At 60.9% G+C, this 19,083-nt stretch carries 15 protein-coding genes and 1 pseudogene; 10 read left to right on the top strand and 6 right to left on the bottom strand.

Features of this window, described 5'->3' with window-relative positions:
* Positions 1-232: 232 nt before the first annotated feature.
* Positions 233-1,183 (bottom strand): choline sulfate utilization transcriptional regulator, encoded by a 951-nt coding sequence (locus DW49_RS0112445; protein WP_005613479.1) that lies wholly within the window; start codon positions 1,181-1,183, stop codon positions 233-235.
* Positions 1,184-1,297: 114 nt separating this feature from the next.
* Here DW49_RS0112445 and betC point away from each other — a divergent pair, with 114 nt between their 5' ends.
* The 3 genes from betC to DW49_RS0112430 all read left to right on the top strand — a co-directional run bounded on the left by betC (position 1,298) and on the right by DW49_RS0112430 (position 5,636).
* On the top strand, positions 1,298-2,803 hold the full coding sequence (gene betC / locus DW49_RS0112440) for a choline-sulfatase (protein WP_005613481.1): 1,506 nt from the start codon (positions 1,298-1,300) through the stop codon (positions 2,801-2,803).
* Between the two features lie 37 nt (positions 2,804-2,840).
* Positions 2,841-3,767 carry a choline ABC transporter substrate-binding protein gene (locus DW49_RS0112435; protein WP_005613483.1) on the top strand — a complete coding sequence of 309 codons (927 nt, stop codon included), beginning with the start codon at positions 2,841-2,843 and terminating at the stop codon, positions 3,765-3,767.
* A gap of 300 nt (positions 3,768-4,067) precedes the next feature.
* Positions 4,068-5,636, top strand: a complete 1,569-nt coding sequence (locus DW49_RS0112430) for a SulP family inorganic anion transporter (RefSeq protein ID WP_005613485.1) — start codon at positions 4,068-4,070, stop codon at positions 5,634-5,636.
* Between the two features lie 235 nt (positions 5,637-5,871).
* Here the strand turns inward: DW49_RS0112430 and aroE are convergent, their stop codons facing one another.
* Entirely contained in the window at positions 5,872-6,696 is an 825-nt protein-coding gene (gene aroE, locus DW49_RS0112425; RefSeq protein WP_005613486.1) for a shikimate dehydrogenase, read from the bottom strand.
* A complete protein-coding gene (gene hemF, locus DW49_RS0112420; RefSeq protein WP_024419901.1) occupies positions 6,696-7,610 on the bottom strand; it encodes an oxygen-dependent coproporphyrinogen oxidase in 915 nt (304 codons plus the stop codon). The genes aroE and hemF overlap by 1 nt, the downstream gene beginning before the upstream one ends.
* Positions 7,611-7,816: 206 nt before the next feature.
* Between hemF and DW49_RS0112415 the strand changes: the two genes are divergently transcribed.
* Complete coding sequence (locus tag DW49_RS0112415) at positions 7,817-8,137, top strand: DUF3630 family protein (RefSeq protein ID WP_005613490.1); 321 nt, start codon at positions 7,817-7,819, stop codon at positions 8,135-8,137.
* Between the two features lie 95 nt (positions 8,138-8,232).
* Positions 8,233-9,210: an NADPH:quinone reductase gene (locus DW49_RS0112410; protein ID WP_005613492.1), complete on the top strand. Its 978-nt coding sequence runs from the start codon at positions 8,233-8,235 to the stop codon at positions 9,208-9,210.
* Between the two features lie 13 nt (positions 9,211-9,223).
* Here DW49_RS0112410 and tsaC read toward each other — a convergent pair whose 3' ends face one another.
* From tsaC to DW49_RS0112395, 3 genes and pseudogenes are all read right to left on the bottom strand, one after another.
* On the bottom strand, positions 9,224-9,781 hold the full coding sequence (gene tsaC, locus DW49_RS0112405; protein ID WP_003379455.1) for an L-threonylcarbamoyladenylate synthase type 1 TsaC: 558 nt from the start codon (positions 9,779-9,781) through the stop codon (positions 9,224-9,226).
* A gap of 38 nt (positions 9,782-9,819) precedes the next feature.
* Positions 9,820-10,969 (bottom strand): annotated as a pseudogene (gene dprA / locus DW49_RS01000000128300) (DNA-processing protein DprA).
* A 123-nt stretch (positions 10,970-11,092) separates the two neighbouring features.
* On the bottom strand, positions 11,093-12,118 hold the full coding sequence (locus tag DW49_RS0112395; RefSeq protein ID WP_003379457.1) for a LysM peptidoglycan-binding domain-containing protein: 1,026 nt from the start codon (positions 12,116-12,118) through the stop codon (positions 11,093-11,095).
* A 125-nt stretch (positions 12,119-12,243) separates the two neighbouring features.
* Here DW49_RS0112395 and def point away from each other — a divergent pair, with 125 nt between their 5' ends.
* From def to DW49_RS0112370, 5 genes are all read left to right on the top strand, one after another.
* Entirely contained in the window at positions 12,244-12,750 is a 507-nt protein-coding gene (def, locus tag DW49_RS0112390; RefSeq protein ID WP_003379458.1) for a peptide deformylase, read from the top strand.
* 60 nt (positions 12,751-12,810) lie between these two features.
* Positions 12,811-13,755, top strand: a complete 945-nt coding sequence (gene fmt, locus DW49_RS0112385; RefSeq protein ID WP_005613495.1) for a methionyl-tRNA formyltransferase — start codon at positions 12,811-12,813, stop codon at positions 13,753-13,755.
* Positions 13,752-15,098, top strand: a complete 1,347-nt coding sequence (gene rsmB / locus DW49_RS0112380; protein ID WP_005613497.1) for a 16S rRNA (cytosine(967)-C(5))-methyltransferase RsmB — start codon at positions 13,752-13,754, stop codon at positions 15,096-15,098. Before fmt ends, rsmB begins: the two co-directional genes overlap by 4 nt.
* Entirely contained in the window at positions 15,095-16,468 is a 1,374-nt protein-coding gene (gene trkA, locus DW49_RS0112375) for a Trk system potassium transporter TrkA (protein ID WP_005613498.1), read from the top strand. The genes rsmB and trkA overlap by 4 nt, the downstream gene beginning before the upstream one ends.
* Before the next feature lie 142 nt (positions 16,469-16,610).
* A complete protein-coding gene (locus tag DW49_RS0112370) occupies positions 16,611-18,965 on the top strand; it encodes an FdhF/YdeP family oxidoreductase (protein ID WP_005613499.1) in 2,355 nt (784 codons plus the stop codon).
* Positions 18,966-19,083 lie beyond the last annotated feature (118 nt).

Here is a 19,083-nt window from a genome sequence, read left to right as displayed (position 1 = left end):
GCACATGCGCGATTAATCGATCGATTTTTCAACAAATAGCGGCTTATTTTAGGAAAAGTCCGGCTATCGGCCACGGCGCGGTGAGTTGATCGGAGGATCCCTAAGTAATGCTATACAAGAGCAAAAGTAAACCTAATTACGTCCGAAAACCTTGTAGGAAATTTCCGCTCTAACCAATAGCCGCTTCGGGCTTATATTTAATTCAGCCTTGAACACCGAACACATCCCCCCTTCAAACCGCAATCGAAGGCAACGGCCTGCCCGCCAGCAAAACCCCGCTCAACGCCTGTTCACTCGCCAGCCAGTCCATGAACTGCTGAACAATCTGCACCCGCCGTTTGCGCTGGGGTAAAACCACGTAATAGCCGTGTCCGGAAATGGCTGCGCCGGCGATGGGGCGGCAGAGCAGGCCTTGGTCGAGGAGGTCGTCGACCAGGTGTCTCCAGCCGATGGCGATGCCTTGTCCGCCTATGGCGGCCTGGATGAGCAAGGTGTAGTTGTCGAAGCGCAACTGGCCGGGGGCAGGGGCCTGGGGGATGTCGAGGGCGCGGAATACGCCAGCCCAGTCGAACCAGTTGTTGATGCTGTCGCCACGCAGGTGCAGCAGCGGGAAGTCTCGCAGGGCGTCGTTGGGCAGTGGTGTCTGGCGGTTGGCAATCAGCAGCGGGCTGCACACCGGGAAGACTTCTTCACTGAACAGCCAGCGGCTTTCGCCCTGTTTGAAGCGCCCGTCACCAAACAGCACGGCGACGTCGATATCGGCGCGCAGCATGCTGTGGGTACGCTCGCTGGTCACCAGGCTGACGTCCACGTCGGGGTTGACCTTGTGGAAGCGGTGCAGGCGTGGCATCAGCCAGTAGGCGGCAAAGGCAAAGTCGGTGGCGACTTGAAGCACTTCGTGTTGATGCTGTTCGGTGATAGCGATCAGCCCGCTGTCGATGGACTGCAAGCCCGCCTGCACATGGCTGAACAGTATTTCACCGGCTTCGGTGAGCTCGATGCCGCGATAGATGCGGTCAAACAGGCGGGTGGCCAGTTGTTCTTCAAGGCGCTTGATCCGCTGGCTGACGGCAGGCTGAGTAGTGCCCAGTTCGATGGCCGCTGCAGTAAAGCTGCGCAGGCGGGCCGCGACTTCAAAAGCACGCAGCAGGTCGAGGGACATGTCGCCAAAAGCTTCAAACATAAGCGGTGCTTATCCTAGGTATTGCTACGCATGGGCTTTACCATCAAACACGAGGACTTCATCCTAATGCCCAGCACTTTCGCATAAATTTTCACAATGGGATGCAGCGATTACATGAAGCGCAAAAATATTCTGTTCATCATGGCCGATCAAATGGCCGCGCCAATGTTGCCGTTCTACGCCCCGTCTCCCATCCTGATGCCCAACCTGAGCCGCCTTGCTGCCGACGGCGTGGTGTTCGACTCGGCGTATTGCAACAGCCCGCTGTGTGCGCCCTCGCGCTTTACTCTGGTGAGCGGTCAACTGCCGAGCAGGATCGGCGCGTACGACAACGCGGCTGACTTCCCGGCAGACGTTCCGACCTACGCCCACTACCTGCGTGCGCTGGGCTACAAGACCGCGCTGTCGGGCAAGATGCATTTCTGCGGGCCGGATCAGTTGCACGGTTACGAAGAGCGCCTGACCAGTGACATCTACCCGGCCGACTACGGCTGGTCGGTCAATTGGGACGAGCCGGACGTGCGCCCGAGTTGGTATCACAACATGTCATCGGTGTTGCAGGCCGGCCCGTGCGTGCGCACCAATCAGCTGGATTTCGATGAAGAGGTGCTGTTCAAGGCTCAGCAGTATCTTTATGACCATGTGCGTCAGGACGGTGATGCGCCGTTCTGCCTGACCGTTTCCATGACTCACCCTCACGACCCGTACACCATTCCGCGTCCGTTCTGGGACCTGTACAGCGACGACGAAATCCCGATGCCAACGCCGCACGCCAATCAGGCCGCGCTGGACCCGCACTCACAACGGCTGCTCAAGGTCTATGACCTGTGGGACAAGCCGATGCCGACCCATAAAATTCGTGATGCGCGCCGCGCCTACTTCGGCGCGTGCAGCTACATCGACCTGAACGTCGGCAAGCTGATGCAGACGCTGGATGAAGTCGGGCTGGCGGACGACACCATCGTGGTGTTCTCCGGCGATCATGGCGACATGCTCGGCGAGAAGGGCCTCTGGTACAAAATGCACTGGTTCGAAATGGCCGCCCGCGTGCCGCTGGTGGTGTACGCGCCGGGGCAGTTCAAGCCGGGGCGGGTCAGTGCGTCGGTGTCAACGGCCGACCTATTGCCGACCTTTGTCGAAATGGCCAAGGGCACACTGGACGCCGGTTTGCCGCTGGACGGGCGCTCGCTGATGCCGCACCTGAAACGCAAGGGCGGGCACGATGAGGTGTTTGGCGAATACATGGCCGAAGGCACGACCAGCCCGCTGATGATGATCCGTCGCGGCGCGTACAAGTTCATCTATTCGGAACAGGACCCGTGCCTGTTGTTCGATGTGCAGAAAGACCCTAAAGAGCTTAAAGACCTGAGCCAGTCGCCAGCCCATGAAAAGCTGTTCAATGACTTTCTGGCCGAAGCTCGGGCCAAGTGGGACATCCCGGCGATACACCAACAGGTGCTCGCCAGCCAGCGCAGAAGGCGCTTTGTCGCCAAATCGCTGGCAACCGGCAAGCTGAAGAGTTGGGATCACCAGCCACTGGTCGACGCCAGTCAGCAGTACATGCGCAACCATATTGATCTTGACGATCTGGAGCGCAAGGCACGTTATCCGCAACCTTGACCCTGCCCACACCAAAAAAATCAAAAGGGGTACATCGATGAAAAAGTTATCCACAACCGTTGCGGTCGCGGTCATGACGTTTGGCAGCTTTGCCGCGCAGGCAGAGGACGCTAGTTGCAGCACCGTGAAGATGGCCGATCCGGGCTGGAGTGACATTGGGGCGACCAACGCCATTACCGGCGTGGTGCTTGAAGGGCTGGGCTACAAGGCCAAGGTCGACACCCTGGCCGTGCCGATTGCCTATGGCGGTTTGAAGGATGGCAAGCTGGATGTGTTTCTGGGTAACTGGATGCCGGCGCAGCAGGGCTTTTACGACAAGTTTGTGGCCACCGGCGACGTGACGCAGCTGGCCAGGAACCTTGAAGGCACCGAGTTCACGTTGGCCGTGCCGGACTACGTCTGGGACGCCGGCGTGCATGATTTTGCCGACCTGAGCAAATTCGCTGAAAAATTCGACAAGAAGATCTACGGCATCGGCTCCGGCGCACCGGCCAACCTGTCGTTGCAGGAGATCATCAAGAAGAACGAGTTTGATCTGGGCCAGTGGAAACTGGTGGAGTCCAGTGAGCAAGCCATGCTCGCCGAGGTCAATCGCAATGTGAAGAAGAAGGCATTTGTAGTCTTCCTCGGCTGGACACCGCACCCGATGAACGTGCAAATCAAAGGCATGCACTACCTCAAGGGCGGCGAGAAATACTTTGGCGACACCGGTTCGGTCTTTACCCTGACGCGCAAGGGTTATGCGCAAGCCTGCCCGAATGTCGGCAAGCTGCTGACCAACCTGAGCTTCACTCTGGACATGGAAAACAGCATCATGGCCGAGGTGACCAACAAGAAGGTCAGCAATAGCGCAGCCGCCAAAGCCTGGATAAAGGCCAACCCTGCGGTACTGGACAAGTGGCTTGAGGGCGTGAAGACGATTGATGGCAAGGATGGACTGGCGTTGGTGAAGGCGGGGTTGTAAGTGTACGACCCTAAAACGCAGTGCGCCTCGGATCTGTGACGCGGAGCGTCATGAGCGGCATCCCCACGCGGGGTGCTCATCGTCACATAAGTCCTGATAAGCCCGGAAAGTGGGGCTGAAACCGAAGCGTCAGCCGGAATACAGATCTCTGTGGGAGTGAGCTTGCTCACGAAGACGTTGGTCCAAACACCCTAGTGATGGGGGCTGTACCGGCCTTTTCGCGAGCAAGCTCGCTCCCACGATACTTGTGATAGTTCTGGACGCTCTGCGTCCTCTACGTTCAATTCACCCGAGGGACCGATGCGCTGGCTCAATCGCCATAAATTCCTGCCGTTTCTGGCCTGGCTGCCACAGCAGAGCCGCGCCAGTGTGGGCCGGGATGCGCTGGTGGGTTTGAGCGGTGCGATTCTGGCGCTGCCGCAATCAATCGCTTACGCGCTGATCGCCGGGCTGCCTCCCGAGTACGGTCTGTACGCCGCCATTGTTCCGGTTCTTATCGCCTGCCTGTGGGGCTCGTCCTGGCACTTGATCTGCGGGCCGACGGCGGCTATTTCCATCGTGCTGTATGCCAGTGTCAGTCCGCTCGCCGTGCCGGCCAGTCAGGATTACATCATGTTGATCCTGCTACTGACCTTTATTGCCGGTGTATTCCAGCTCTTGCTGGGGATGATGCGCTTCGGCGCGCTGGTGAATTTCGTTTCGCACTCGGTGGTGCTCGGTTTCACACTGGGCGCAGCCGTCGTTATTGCGCTCGGGCAGATGCCCAATTTGCTGGGGATCGATCTGCCAAGCCAGACCACCGCACTCAAAAGCCTGAGCGCCGTGCTTGAACACCGCGGCGAACTCGATAGGCCTTCGTTGATGCTGGGCCTGTTGACCCTTGCGCTGGGCATCGGCCTCAAGTCATGGGTGCCGCGCTGGCCGACGCTGCTGATCGCGCTGGTATCGAGCAGCCTGCTGGTCTGGCTCTGGCCAGCGATGTTCGGGCATGTGCGAGTGGTTAGCGCCTTCGTCGGGCATTTGCCGCCTTTCAGCCAGCTGCCGCTGGACCTTGAGCTGATCCTCAAGCTGCTGCCGACGGCAGTGGCGGTGGGCATGCTCGGGCTGGTCAACAGCCTGTCGATTGCCCGCTCTCTGTCGGCACGCTCGCAACAGATGCTCAACGCCAATCAGGAAGTCCGTGCGCAAGGGCTGTCGAACATGGTCGGCTCGCTGTTTTCCGGCTACCTGTCAGCGGGCTCGTTCACCCGTGCAGCGCTGAGTTATGAGGCGGGTGCCCGTTCGCCGTTGGCCGGGGTGTTTTCGGCGCTGTGGGTGGCACTGTTCGCGGTCGCCGGCGCTGCGTTGATTTCGCACATTCCGATCCCGGCCATGGCGGCCTCGATCCTGCTGATCTGCTGGGGGCTGGTGGACCGTCGTGGCATTCGCGCACTGTTCCGCGTCAGCCGCGCCGAGTTTTTCGTGATGGCGCTGACCTGCCTGGCCACGCTGTTGCTGGAGCTACAAACTGCGATTTATGCCGGTGTGCTGGCTTCGCTGTTTTTCTACCTCAAACGCACCTCACAGCCCCGCGTGCAGCAATGGCGCGAGGGTGATGAGGATGTGTTGCGGGTCGGTGGATCGATCTTTTTCGGTGCCAGCCATTACCTGCAAACCCGCCTGCAACGCACCGAAGGGCCGCGTGTGGTGATCGATGCGCAGCAGATCAACTTCATCGATTACTCAGGCGTGGAAATGCTTCATCAGGAAGCAAGGCGCCTGGCTCAGCAGGGGCGAGTGCTGGTTCTGCGCAATGCAAGGCCCCAGGTGATCGAGGAATTGCACAAGCTGGAAGGGCCGGAGCGGTGCCCGATTGTGTTTGAGGATTGAGTTGTAACTCATCGTCGCGACGCTCTGCGTTTTACAAAGGTCCCGATAAGCCCGTAGATTTGGCTTCTGCCCGGAGGGCGTGGGAGCGAACTTGTTCGCGAAAGCTTTATTTCGGGTGGTACATCTTTAGCGGATGTTCCGGCCCATTCGCGAACAAGTTCGCTCCCACGGCCTTCGGCCAGAATCAAAAGCGGACTTGTGTACAACGCGGAGCATTGGCACGATAGTCTCTCAGTCAACCCGCCGCCAGCAACCTGCGCAACTCAGCCAGTACCGGAGCCGAATCCGGGCGCACGCCGCGCCATAGCAGGAAGGCTTCTGCCGCCTGCTCGACCAGCATCCCCAAGCCATCAACCGACTGCGCCGCACCCTGTTCAGTGGCCCAGCGGCAGAAGGCGGTGGGTTCTTTGCTGTACATCATGTCGTAGCAAAAGGTCGCACCGCGCTGGATCAGGCTCGGGGAAATAGGCGGCAACTCCCCGGCCAGGCTGGCGGAGGTAGCGTTGATGATCAAATCCACCGGTTCTTCAAGCCAGTCGAAGCTGCTGGCAAACACAGGGCCGAGATCGGCAAATTCCTGAGCCAGCCGTTCGGCTTTTTCGACGGTTCGATTGGCGATCACCAGTACGGCGGGCTGTTCAGCAAGCAGCGGTTCCAGCGCGCCACGCACCGCACCACCCGCGCCCAGCAACAACACGCGTTGACCGCGCAGGCTGCGTGCGCAATTGACCGTCAGGTCGCGCACCAGCCCGGCACCGTCGGTGTTGTCACCCAGCAGCGTCCCGTCATCGAGCTTGCTCAGGGTGTTGACGGCCCCCGCACGCTGCCCGCGCTCGGTCAGACTGTCGGCCAGGCGAAACGCCTCCTCCTTGAACGGCACCGTCACGTTGGCACCACGGCCGGTCTGGAAAAACGCCTGGGCAAACGCCGTGAAATCATCCAGCGGTGCCAGCGCGGTCTGGTAATCCAGCGCCTGCCCGGTTTGCTCGGCGAACAGGCGATGAATCAGCGGCGACTTGCTGTGACCAATGGGGTTACCGAAGACGACATACTGGTCCATCAGTTATCCGCCAGCCAGTCGCGATCAGTCAGGAAGTAATCAGTCAGGCGCGCCTCTTCGCTGCCCGGCGCAGCTTTCCAGTCATAGCCCCAGCGCACTTGCGGCGGCAGCGACATGAGGATCGACTCGGTACGACCACCCGATTGCAGACCAAACAGCGTGCCGCGGTCGTACACCAGGTTGAACTCGACGTAGCGCCCACGGCGGAATTCCTGAAACTCGCGCTGCTGCACGGTATAGGCCGCAGCCTTGCGACGGCGCACGATCGGCAGGTAGGCATTGATGAATGCATCGCCGATGGCGCGAATGAACGCGAAGCTGGTGTCGAAATCCCACTGGTTCACGTCATCGAAAAACAGACCGCCGATGCCGCGCGGCTCGTCGCGGTGCTTGAGGTGGAAGTAGCTGTCGCACCACGCCTTGTAGCGCGGGTAAACATCATCGCCGAAGGGCGCGCACGCCCGTTCTGCGACCCGGTGCCAGTGCACGCAGTCTTCTTCAACGCCATAGTAAGGCGTCAGGTCGAAACCACCGCCGAACCACCACACCGGCTCTTCGCCTTCTTTTTCAGCGATGAAAAACCGCACGTTGGCGTGAGACGTCGGCACATGCGGGCTGTGCGGATGGATCACCAGCGACACGCCCAGCGCCTCGAAACCACGCCCGGCCAGCTCAGGCCGATGCGCACTGGCTGACGGCGGCAGTTTGCTGCCGAACACATGGGAAAAGTTGACGCCGCCTTTCTCGATGACCGCGCCATTCTCGACCACCCGCGTGCGACCACCGCCGCCCGCCGGACGTGTCCAGGCATCTTCCACGAAGTGTGCGTTGCCATCTTCCTGCTCGAGCGCGGTGCAGATACGGTCTTGCAGGTCGAGCAGGTAGGCTTTTACGGCCTCGGTACGGGTACTCATGAAGATCCCTTACGGTTGACGTCAAACGGCTGAGCCCCTAAGCACAAGAGGCGCAGGCAAACTGGCGCGTAGCATACCATCGGCAGAGCGTACTGGCAGTTGACGAAGGTCGGGCGAAGGCGTTCGATGGGGGCTTTGGCATTTCGAATTATCTGAAAGCCTGCTCTGTGAGCCGACAGTCCAGACTTGAACGAGGAGAACCCGAGTTGGAGGACCTTTATAAGATCGAGGCCTTGGCAGTCGAAGAAATGGCCTCAGGCAACTCATGCCTCAATCTTTCAGCGGAAGTCGATTGGGAGGGGTTTCCCCGATATGCCGAGATTATCCTCGGCCGGCTGGGAGGCACCGTTACTTCGAAGTCCGACGCTGTGGATGTGCGTGTCTGGGACGTGCAGATAAAAGGCGAAGCCTTTTTCCTGGCCTGTGAGGGCTTTCCATCGATGGTGAGCCTGGAATCAAAAAGCGCAAAGGGTGATGCGCTGATCGAAGACTTCCTGTCTGTCCTTTCTCAAAGCTCCCAAAGCTGAACGCCACGCCGTGCTTTCGTTTTAACGGCAGCGCAGCGTGCTACTTTTGTTTGTCTGACGCATAAGATATTGGGTCACCATCACGGAGAGAGCACATGGCAAAGCGTATCCAGTTCAGCACTGTCGGAGGACCCGAGGTTCTTGAATATGTCGATTTCGAGCCAGAGGCTCCGGGGCCGCAGGCGGTGGTTGTGCGCAACAAGGCTATCGGCCTGAATTTCATCGATACCTATTACCGCAGCGGGTTGTATCCCGCGCCGTCCTTGCCATCCGGTCTCGGCGCCGAAGGGGCGGGTGTGGTCGAGGCGGTGGGCGCTGAGGTGACGCGCTTCAAGGTGGGCGACCGGGTTGCCTATGGCACCGGGCCGTTGGGCGCGTACAGCGAGGTGCATGTGCTGCCTGAGGCGAATCTGGTCAAGCTGGCGGACTCGGTCAGTTTCGAGCAGGCCGCGGCGCTGATGCTCAAGGGCCTGACCGTGCAATACCTGCTGCGCCAGACCTATCAGGTGAAGCCGGGCGAGATCATTCTGTTTCATGCCGCCGCAGGCGGTGTCGGCTCGCTGGCCTGCCAATGGGCCAAGGCACTGGGTGCCAAGCTGATCGGTACGGTCAGTTCGCCGGAGAAAGCCGCGCACGCCAAGGCACTCGGCGCCTGGGAAACCATCGACTACAGCCATGAAGACGTCGCCAAGCGTGTGCTGGAGCTGACCGATGGCAAGAAATGCCCGGTGGTCTACGACGGCGTGGGGCAGGACACCTGGCTGACCTCGCTCGACAGCGTGGCACCGCGTGGGCTGGTGGTGAGTTTCGGCAATGCATCGGGGCCGGTGTCAGGCGTGAACCTGGGCATTCTGGCGCAGAAGGGTTCGGTGTATGTCACCCGCCCGACATTGGGCAGCTACGCCAACAACGCGCAAAACCTGCAAACGATGGCCGATGAGCTGTTCGACATGCTCGCCAGCGGCAAGCTCAAGGTCGATGGCATTCAGCAGTACGCCCTCAAGGACGCCGCCCAGGCGCAGATCGAGCTCTCGGCGCGGCGCACCACCGGCTCGACCATTCTGATTCCCTAAGCCTGAGCGAGCGTCAGCCGGCGCGCATCACCTGCCCGGTGGCGATATCACGTATCACGCTGGGGTTTCGGCGGCCGCCCAGGCTGCCGCCGAGCACGCCGTCGATCTGACCACGGAAGTACTGTTCAACCCGCAGTCGTGAACGCGCGGCCGGGCGACCTGCCGGGTTGGCCGATGTGGAGATCAGCGGGCCGACCAGCGCGCACAGTTCGCGTACGGTCGGGTGATCGGTGACACGCAGTGCCACGGTTTCGTGAATGCCGGTGATCCACTCGGGCAACAGGTTTTGGTGCGGCACCAGCCAGGTATTGGGCCCCGGCCAGGTGCTGGCCATGCGGTCGAGCCACAACTCGGGGAAGTCCTCGAACAGAAAGTCGAACTGGCGAATGTTGTCCGCAATCAGGATCAGGCCTTTTTCCACCGGCCGCGATTTGATCGCCAGCAGGCGATAGACCGCCTCTTCATCCCATGGATCGCACCCCAGCCCCCAGACTGCTTCGGTCGGGTAGGCAATCACCGCACCGGCTCGAATATTCTGAGCGGCTTGTTGCACACGCCAACTGCTGACCATTGTCTGTTTCTCCGATAAATCCTGGCGGCAGTTTAACCTCAGGGCGCGCTGGCGAAACATCGTCCTGCTTCACAGCTTATGCGTCCGTCCAGTTCCAGCTCGGTCAGGCCAGCCAATACTTTCGGCAATGGCCAGCCGCTGGAGACCGACAGCCCCTCGCTGGTGTGCGGCGCGGCGTGCAGCAAGGCCAATAGTGGATGGTCGCAGGGGGCAGGTTCGGTATTTGAAGAGTCGGCGCCGGGTGCAATGCGCTTCCAGTGCTGCAAGCCTTCCAGAATGTGGTCGACGGTCTCGACCAGCGTCGCGCCGTCCCTTATCAACTGGTGACACCCTTTGGCGCCCGGATGGTGGATAGAGCCGGGTATCGCATACACCTCTCGCCCTTGCTCGGCGGCCAGGCGTGCGGTAATCAACGAGCCGCTGGCAACGCTGGCCTCGACCACCAGCACGCCGAGCGACAGGCCGCTGATGATCCGGTTGCGCCGCGGGAAGTTGCTGGGCTGCGGTCCGGCGTCCAGCGGGAACTCGGAAATCACCGCGCCGCCCTGTGCTGCCATCTGTGCGGCGAGAGCGCGATGCTGCTGTGGATAAAGTTTTTCAAGCCCGGTGCCGAGCACGCCGATTGTAAGCCCACCGACATCCAATGCGCCCTGATGCGCAGCGCCGTCGATGCCCCGCGCCAGACCACTGGTGATCACAAAACCGGCACCGGCCAGGCTGCGTGCAAATCACAAAACCGGCACCGGCCAGGCTGCGTGCAAATGCCTTGGCGGTGTCCAGCCCGGGCCTGGAGGCGCGACGGCTACCGACCATTCCCAACTGCGGGCGCTCAAGAATGGAAGGGTCGCCGGCGATGAAGATCAGCGGCGGCGGATCGGCGATCTGCGCCAGCAGCGCGGGGTAGCAAGGGTCGTCCCACATCAGTAAATGCTGGCCCGGACGCTCTAGCCAGGCCAGCGCAGCACTGGCGCCATCACGCACCAAAGGGTCACGCCGAGCCTCTGCGCAAGTACCGGGCAGGCCCAGCGCACGCCATGCGCTGGCCGGTGCACTGAGTGCCGAAGAGGCAGAGCCGAAGGCTTCCATCAGCCTGGAAAAGCGTTTCGGCCCCACCTCGGGCAAGCGATGCACACGCAGACGCGCTTCCAGTTCGGCAGGCGAGGAGCGTTCTTTTTCGAACAGTGGCATGAGATCGTCCCTGATCCATTGCGCACCCGGAGCGGTGCGCAAACCTGTGGATAACTCTGTTGACAACAATTTGATAAGTGACTGGCGGGTAACACAAATCCGTATCAGAACCGAGACAGGGCGCTACGGATTTCGAACCTTGTCCATAATGGCCAAAGATCGATTCGCTTGCAGGACCAAGGCGTAACTAAGCTTGTCGTAAGTGCGGAAAACCATCAGCAGGCCAGCCCGTTCGTCGGGGATTTTTACCTGTTCGCCGGTGATTCGGTCGCGTACCGTTTCGCTGGTTTTATAGATCGCCAGCACGTTGCCTTCGGTCAGACCGTCACGTTTGCCTTTGTTGAGGGTGACCACATCCATGACGGCGACCTGGGTTACACCGCGCGGCACATCCAGAATCAAACCTTCTATGGGGGTCTGCGGAGCGCTGGGCAGAAAGGTCGAGTTGATCGAGCGTTCTTCGCTGGCGAACAGCCGGTCGCCCAGACGCACTTCCTGCGTGGAACGCTGCAGGCTCAGGGTCGAGACATCGCCCTCGGTGGCAACCACTTCAGCACTGCCGATGTCATCGGCGTTGATACCCAGCACTTCCTTGGTCTGCGCATCGGTGTAGATCTTGCCCTGGCGGAAGATGCCATAGACGGTGTGCGCCGGGTCCAGTTTGCCGCGGGCATAGGCCCTGTCGCCACTGCCGCTGAGCACCCGCTCGGCATTGCCGGCAACGATATAGGGCGCCTTGTCGAACTGCTCGGCATTGTCGACGATCCGGTTGCTGATCAAAAAGGCGTTGATCGCACCCAGCGGGATACTTGGAATGGCCTGAACCATCGGTGTGCTGCGCACACGCGGTGACAATTTGATGGTGCCGCGCGACTCGCCACGATTGAGCGTCACACGTGGCTGCCCGTCCACCCAGGTCAGTGCCAGGGTGTCACCGGGGTAGATAAGATCAGGGTCGTGGACCTGCGGATTGGCCCGCCAGATCTCGCGCCACTTCCACGGTTCACGCAAAAACTTGCCGGAAATGTCCCAGAGTGTGTCTCCGGCAACAACGGTGTAGCTCTGCGGATAGCCTTCCCTGAGTTGCACTTGCGCCTGGGCAAGACCGCTGGCGGTCAACAGCAGCAGGGCGAGTAGTGATTTCCTCATGCGGTGAATCCCTTTATCATGTTGCCTCACGCGAACCCTAGAGTCCTGTCCTGGGCTGCCAGCCTTGAACTCCCGAGCCCGGCACCCGACACTGACTTTACCTTAACAGTGCAGCTCTTACGTATATGGCCATTCTAAACATCCTCGAATTTCCCGATTCGCGCCTGCGCACCCTCGCCAAACCTGTAGCGATGGTAGACGAAGGCATTCGCCAGTTGGTCGACGACATGTTTGAAACCATGTACGAAGCGCCCGGCATCGGCCTGGCTGCCACGCAGGTCAACGTCCACAAGCGCGTGGTGGTCATGGACCTGAGCGAAGACCGCAGCGAGCCGATGGTCTTCATCAACCCAGAAATCGAAAAACTGACCGATGAAATGGATCAGTATCAGGAAGGCTGCCTGTCGGTGCCGGGTTTCTACGAGAACGTCGACCGCCCGCAAAAAGTCCGCGTCAAGGCGCTGGACCGCGACGGCAAGCCTTACGAACTGGTTGCCGAAGGCCTGCTGGCCATCTGCATCCAGCATGAGTGTGATCACCTGAACGGCAAGCTGTTCGTCGATTACCTCTCCAACCTCAAGCGTGACCGGATCAAGAAAAAGCTCGAAAAACAGCACAAGCTGAATGCCTGATCCGTCGTCCCTCCAAAAGGCCTGCACAAGGCCTTTTTGTTTTTCCAGAACGAGAAGCTTATGACCGAGCCACTGCGCATCGTCTTCGCCGGCACCCCGGAATTTGCCGCCGAACACCTCAAGGCCCTGCTCGACAGCCCTCACCAGATCGTTGCCGTGTACACCCAGCCTGATCGCCCGGCTGGCCGTGGGCAAAAACTGATGCCCAGCCCGGTCAAGCAACTGGCGCTGCAACATGACATCCCGGTCATGCAGCCACCCACGCTGCGCGCCCCTGAGGCGCAGGCCGAACTGGCCGCGCTCAAGCCTGATTTGATGGTTGTCGTCGCTTACGGCCTGATCCTGCCGCAAGTGGTGCTGGATATTCCGCGTCTGGGTTGCATCAACAGTCACGCCTCGCTGCTGCCGCGCTGGCGCGGTGCTGCGCCGATTCAACGTGCAGTGCAGGCCGGTGATGCCGAGAGCGGTGTGACCGTGATGCGCATGGAAGCAGGTCTGGACACCGGACCGATGCTGCTCAAGGCCGTCACGCCGATTACCGCGCAGGACACCGGCGGCACGTTGCACGATCGTCTGGCCGAGCTCGGTCCGCCTGCTGTGTTGCAAGCCATTGCTGGCTTGGCGGAGGGTTCGCTGATCGGCGAGGTTCAGGACGACAGCCTGGCCAATTACGCGCACAAATTGAACAAGGATGAGGCGCGCATCGACTGGACACGTCCGGCCGATGAGCTGGAGCGCCTGGTGCGTGCCTTCAATCCGTGGCCGATCTGCCACAGCACGCTGAACGAAGAAGCCTTGAAAGTGCTGGCGGCTGATCTGGCAGAAGGGCAGGGCACACCGGGGACCATTCTCAGCGCCAGCAAGGACGGCCTGATCGTCGCCTGCGGCCAGAACGCCCTGCGCCTGACTCGCTTGCAACTGCCGGGCGGCAAGCCGTTGAATTTCACTGACCTGTTCAACAGCCGCCGCGAGAAATTCGCCATCGGCATGGTACTGGGCCAATGAACCCGCGTCTGGCTGCCGCCAAGGCCTTGGCTGCCGTGCTCAGCGGCAAGGCGTCGCTGAACAGCTCGCTGCCTACGCAACTGGACAAGGTCGAATTGCGTGATCGCGGCCTGACCCAGGATCTGGCCTTCGGGACGGCGCGCTGGCAGCCGCGCCTGTCAGCACTGGCCGCCAAACTGTTACAAAAGCCCTTCAAGGCCGCCGATGCCGACGTCGAAGCGTTGCTGCTGGTGGGTCTTTATCAGCTGTTTTACAGCCGCATCCCTGCGCATGCGGCCATTGGTGAAACTGTTGGCTGCGCCGACAAGCTGAAAAAAACGTGGGCCAAAGGCTTGCTCAACGCAGTGCTACGTAACGCACAACGAGACGGCGAAGCGCTGCTGATCGAACTGGAGCACGACCCGGTGGTGCGCACCGCCCACCCGCGCTGGCTGCAAAAAGCCCTGAAAGCGGCATGGCCGGAGCAGTGGGAAGCCATCTGCGCAGCCAACAACGCGCACCCGCCGATGATTTTGCGGGTCAACCGCCGTCACCACAGTCGCGATCAATACCTTGAACTGCTCAAGATTGCCGGGCTGGAAGCGAGCGCGTGCACGTTCAGTCAGGACGGTATCGTGCTGGCCGAGCCGTGCGATGTGCGCTCGCTGCCCGGTTTTGCCGAAGGCTGGATCAGCGTTCAGGACGAAGCCGCGCAACTGGCCGCCGACCTGCTGGAACTGGCCCCCGGCCAACGCGTGCTCGACGCCTGCTGCGCGCCGGGCGGCAAGACCTGCCATTTGCTGGAGGTGCAGCCGCAACTGAGCGGCGTGGTGGCGGTTGACCTCGAAGCCAAGCGTCTGGTGCGCGTGCGTGAAAACCTTGAGCGGCTGGGCCTGGAGGCCGAACTGATCGCCGCCGACGCCCGTGACACCGCGCAATGGTGGGACGGCAAGCCGTTCCAGCGCATCCTGCTCGACGCCCCATGCTCGGCCACCGGCGTGATCCGTCGCCACCCGGACATCAAACTGACCCGCCAACTGGACGACATCGCCGCGCTCGCTACCTTGCAGGGCGAACTGCTCGACGCGTTGTGGCCTACGCTGCAAGTGGGCGGCATGCTGGTGTACGCGACCTGCTCGACATTGCCGACTGAAAACACCGACGTCATCGAGGCGTTTCTGGCCCGCACCTCCGGGGCCAGAGAACTGGATATCGCCGGGCAGGCCGGGCAGCCACCGCCCGGCATCAAGCAAACGCATGGTCGTCAGTTGCTGGCCCAACAAGGTGGCCACGACGGTTTCTACTACGCCAAACTGATCAAGATCGCGGATCAAGATCGCGGCGGCGCGGGAGTAAGCAGTTGAAAATCATCATTCTGGGCGCCGGTCAGGTGGGCGGCACACTGGCCGAGCATCTGGCGGGCGAAGCCAACGACATCACCGTGGTCGACACCGACAGCGACCGGTTGCGCGATCTGGGTGATCGCCTGGACATCCGCACCGTACAGGGCAAAGGCTCGTATCCGGCGGTGCTGCGCCAAGCGGGTGCCGACGACGCCGATATGCTGGTCGCCGTGACCAGCAGCGATGAAGCCAACATGATCGCCTGCCAGGTTGCCCACACGCTGTTTCACACGCCGACCAAGATCGCGCGTATCCGTGAAGCGGCGTACCTGACCCGCGCGGGTCTGTTCGACAAGAACGCAATTCCGGTCGATGTGCTGATCAGCCCGGAACAAGTGGTCACCAATTACATCAAGCGCCTGATCGAGTACCCCGGCGCGCTCCAGGTGATTGATTTCGCCGAAGGCAAGGCGCAGCTGGTCGCGGTCAAAGCCTATTACGGCGGGGCGTTGGTTGGTCAGCAACTGCGCCAGCTGCGCGCGCACATGCCCAATGTCGATACCCGTATCGCAGCGATCTACCGGCGCGACCGGGCGATCCTTCCCCAAGGCGATACGGTCATCGAAGCAGACGACGAGGTGTTTTTCATCGCCGCCAGGGCTGACATCCGTGCGGTAATGGGCGAGCTGAGGCGTCTGGACGAGAACTACAAACGCATCGTCATCGCCGGCGGCGGCAACATCGGCGAGCGTCTGGCTGAAGCCATTGAAAGCCGTTATCAGGTCAAGATCATCGAAGTGAACCCGGCACGCTGCCGTTACCTGTCGGAGAACCTCGACAGTACCGTGGTGCTGCAGGGCAGTTCATCGGACCGCGACCTGCTGCTGGAAGAAAACATCGGCAACACCGACCTGTTTCTGGCGCTGACCAACGACGACGAAGCCAACATCATGTCGTCGCTGCTGGCCAAACGGCTGGGCGCACGCAAGGTGATGACGCTGATCAACAACCCGGCCTACGTTGATCTGGTCCAAGGCGGCGAGATTGACGTCGCGGTCAGCCCGCAACTGGCAACCATCGGCACATTGCTGGCCCACGTAAGACGGGGCGATATCGTCAGCGTGCATTCCCTGCGGCGGGGCGCAGCCGAGGCCATCGAGATCGTTGCGCACGGCGACTCGAAATCCAGCAAGGTGGTCGGTCGCGCCATCAAGGACATCAACCTGCCGACCGGTACGGCGATTGGCGCGATCATCCGCGACGAACAGGTCCTCATCGCTCACGACGTCACCCTGATCGAATCCGGCGACCACGTGATCATGTTTCTTGTGGATAAAAAGTGCATTCGCGATGTAGAGCGGCTGTTTCAGGTAGGGCTGAGCTTTTTCTGAACAGCCTGCCGGCTGACTGAACCTCCTGCCGACCGGCTCGGTCGGCAACGCTCGTCGATCCGGGCGAATTCTCCTTGGGCCCGCGTATCTCACTTACACGCGCACTAAGCCTGTGACGGGCTTTACCAGGGAAACATAAGCAATGTCTGACTCCAACGCCCCCCTTCAAGGCTCACAAACCGACGGTTCCCCGGCAGGCGGCTGGCCCGCGCTGAATGCGGTCAACAAACACCTTCTGCATCAGCATGTGCTGATCAAGGGCAACCGCACGCTGCTGTCCATGAACAAACCCGGCGGTTTCGATTGCCCCAGCTGTTCATGGCCGGACCCAAAGAAGCCGCACACGTTTGAGTACTGTGAGAACGGTGCGAAGGCACTGGCCTGGGAGTCGACCAAAAAGCGCGTGACGGCTGAGTTTTTCGCCCGGCATACGGTCAGTGAGCTGGCCATCTGGAGCGATCACGATCTGGAAAAACAGGGCCGTATTGCCGAGCCGATGCGCTATGACGCAACCAGCGACAAATACCTGCCGGTCACATGGGATGAGGCGTTCGCCGAGATCGGCGAAGAGCTGCGTCATCTGAGCGACCCCTGGAAGCTGGAACTGTACACCTCCGGGCGCACGTCGAACGAAGCGGCGTTTCTGTATCAACTGTTTGGCCGCCTGTATGGCATGGCCAATTTCCCTGATTGTTCGAACATGTGCCATGAGACCACCACTGTGGCGCTGCCGGAGTCGATCGGGGTGGGCAAGGGCACCACGACGCTGGAAGACTTCGAGAACGCCGACGCGATTTTCATCATCGGCCAGAACCCCGGAAGCAACAGCCCGCGCATGATGTCCGAGCTGCACGCCGCCGCCCGTCGCGGTGCCAGCATCATCTCGTTCAACCCGCTGCGCGAGAAGGCGCTGGTACGCTTTGCTTCACCGCAGGACCCGCGCGACATGCTCAGCCTGCATGGCGTGGAGATCAGCTCGCAGTATCATCAGGTCAGGATCGGCGGCGACCTGATCGCCCTGCAAGGGGTCTGCAAAGCGGTCATCGAGGCGGATGATGTGGCCCGGCGCGAACATCTGCCGCGCGTTCTTGATGTGGCGTTCATCGAAGAGCACACCCACGGTTTTGAGCAATACGCTGATTATTGCCGGCAGTTGCCTTGGGAACTCATCGAAAGCCATTCGGGCCTGACGCGCCAGGCCATTGAAGATGTGGCGGCGGTCTACAGGCGTTCGGAGCGGGTCATCTGCTGCTGGGGCATGGGCGTCACTCAGCACAAGCGCGGCGGCGATGCCGTGCAGCAGATCATCAACCTGCTGCTGTTACGCGGCAACATCGGCAAGCTTGGTGCCGGGGCCTGTCCGGTGCGCGGGCATTCCAATGTGCAGGGCGACCGGACGATGGGCATCTATGAAAAAGCCGGTGAGCCGTTTCTGGCCAGCATGAGCAAGGTGTTCGGTTTCGAGGCGTCGAGAAGAAAAGGCCACGCGGTGGCTGAGACCTGCGAAGCCTTGCTGCGTGGCGAGGTGGAGGCGTTCATTTCCATGGGCGGCAATTTCTTTCGCGCCATTCCGGACATCGACGCAATTTGCCCGACCGTCAGCCGCTTGAAAATCACCGTGCTGGTCAACACCAAACTCAACCGCAGCGCCACGGTGCACGGCCAGAAAGCCTTTTTGCTGCCGTGCGTGGCGCGCTCGGAACGGGACCTGCAGAACGGCGTGGCGCAAACCATCACGGTCGAAGACTCGATGTCGATGGTGCACGGCTCGACCGGCATGCTGGAGCCCGCGTCAAAACATCTGATTTCCGAAGTCGCCATCATCGCCGGTATCGCCAAAGCGACGCTTGCGCCCAACCCCAGGGTGGACTGGGACAGCTACGTGAACGACTACGCGCGGATTCGCGACAAGATCGAAGAAGTGTTGCCCGAGCAGTTTTACGACTTCAATCGGCGCATCCTCGAGCCCGGCGGTTTCCGCCTGCCCAACGCTGCGAGCGAGCGTAAGTGGGACACCGAGTCCGGCAAAGCCAACTTCCTCTTTACCGAAGGGATCTACGACGAAGACGACACGCCACCGGGCGCTGAGCATCTGCAGTTGATGACGATTCGCAGCCATGACCAGTTCAACACCACGGTGTATTCCAACGATGACCGTTATCGGGATATTTTTGGCGACCGCATGGTGGTGATGCTCAATCCGCAGGACATCGAACGCCTGGGGCTCAAGGCCGGAGATTACATCGAATTCCAGACCGCACTGGACCTGACCACCCCACGCCGCGCGCCGGGCTTCAAAGTCATCGCCTATGATGTGCCGCAAGGCTGCTGCGCGGCGTACTACCCGGAAACCAACGGCCTGCTGCCCCTGGCCAACCGCGACAGCCGCAGCAATACCCCTGCGGCGAAATCCATCCCGGTGAACCTGGTGCGGATGAGCCCGGAAGGGGCGCAAGCAGCATTGGAGCGGCGCGGGTTGATAGCGGCGGCGAGTTGAACCCAGTGCGGAACGATAACCCTGACTATCGTGCGGCGCTCCGCGTCGCATGCAGTTCTGGACGCTCCGCGTCCGATCTTGAATGTGCGGCGCGGCGGAGATCTGTGACGCAGAGCGT

This window comes from Pseudomonas avellanae BPIC 631 (assembly GCF_000444135.1).
Taxonomy (GTDB): domain Bacteria; phylum Pseudomonadota; class Gammaproteobacteria; order Pseudomonadales; family Pseudomonadaceae; genus Aquipseudomonas; species Aquipseudomonas avellanae.
This window is presented reverse-complemented; position numbering and strand designations above follow the sequence as displayed.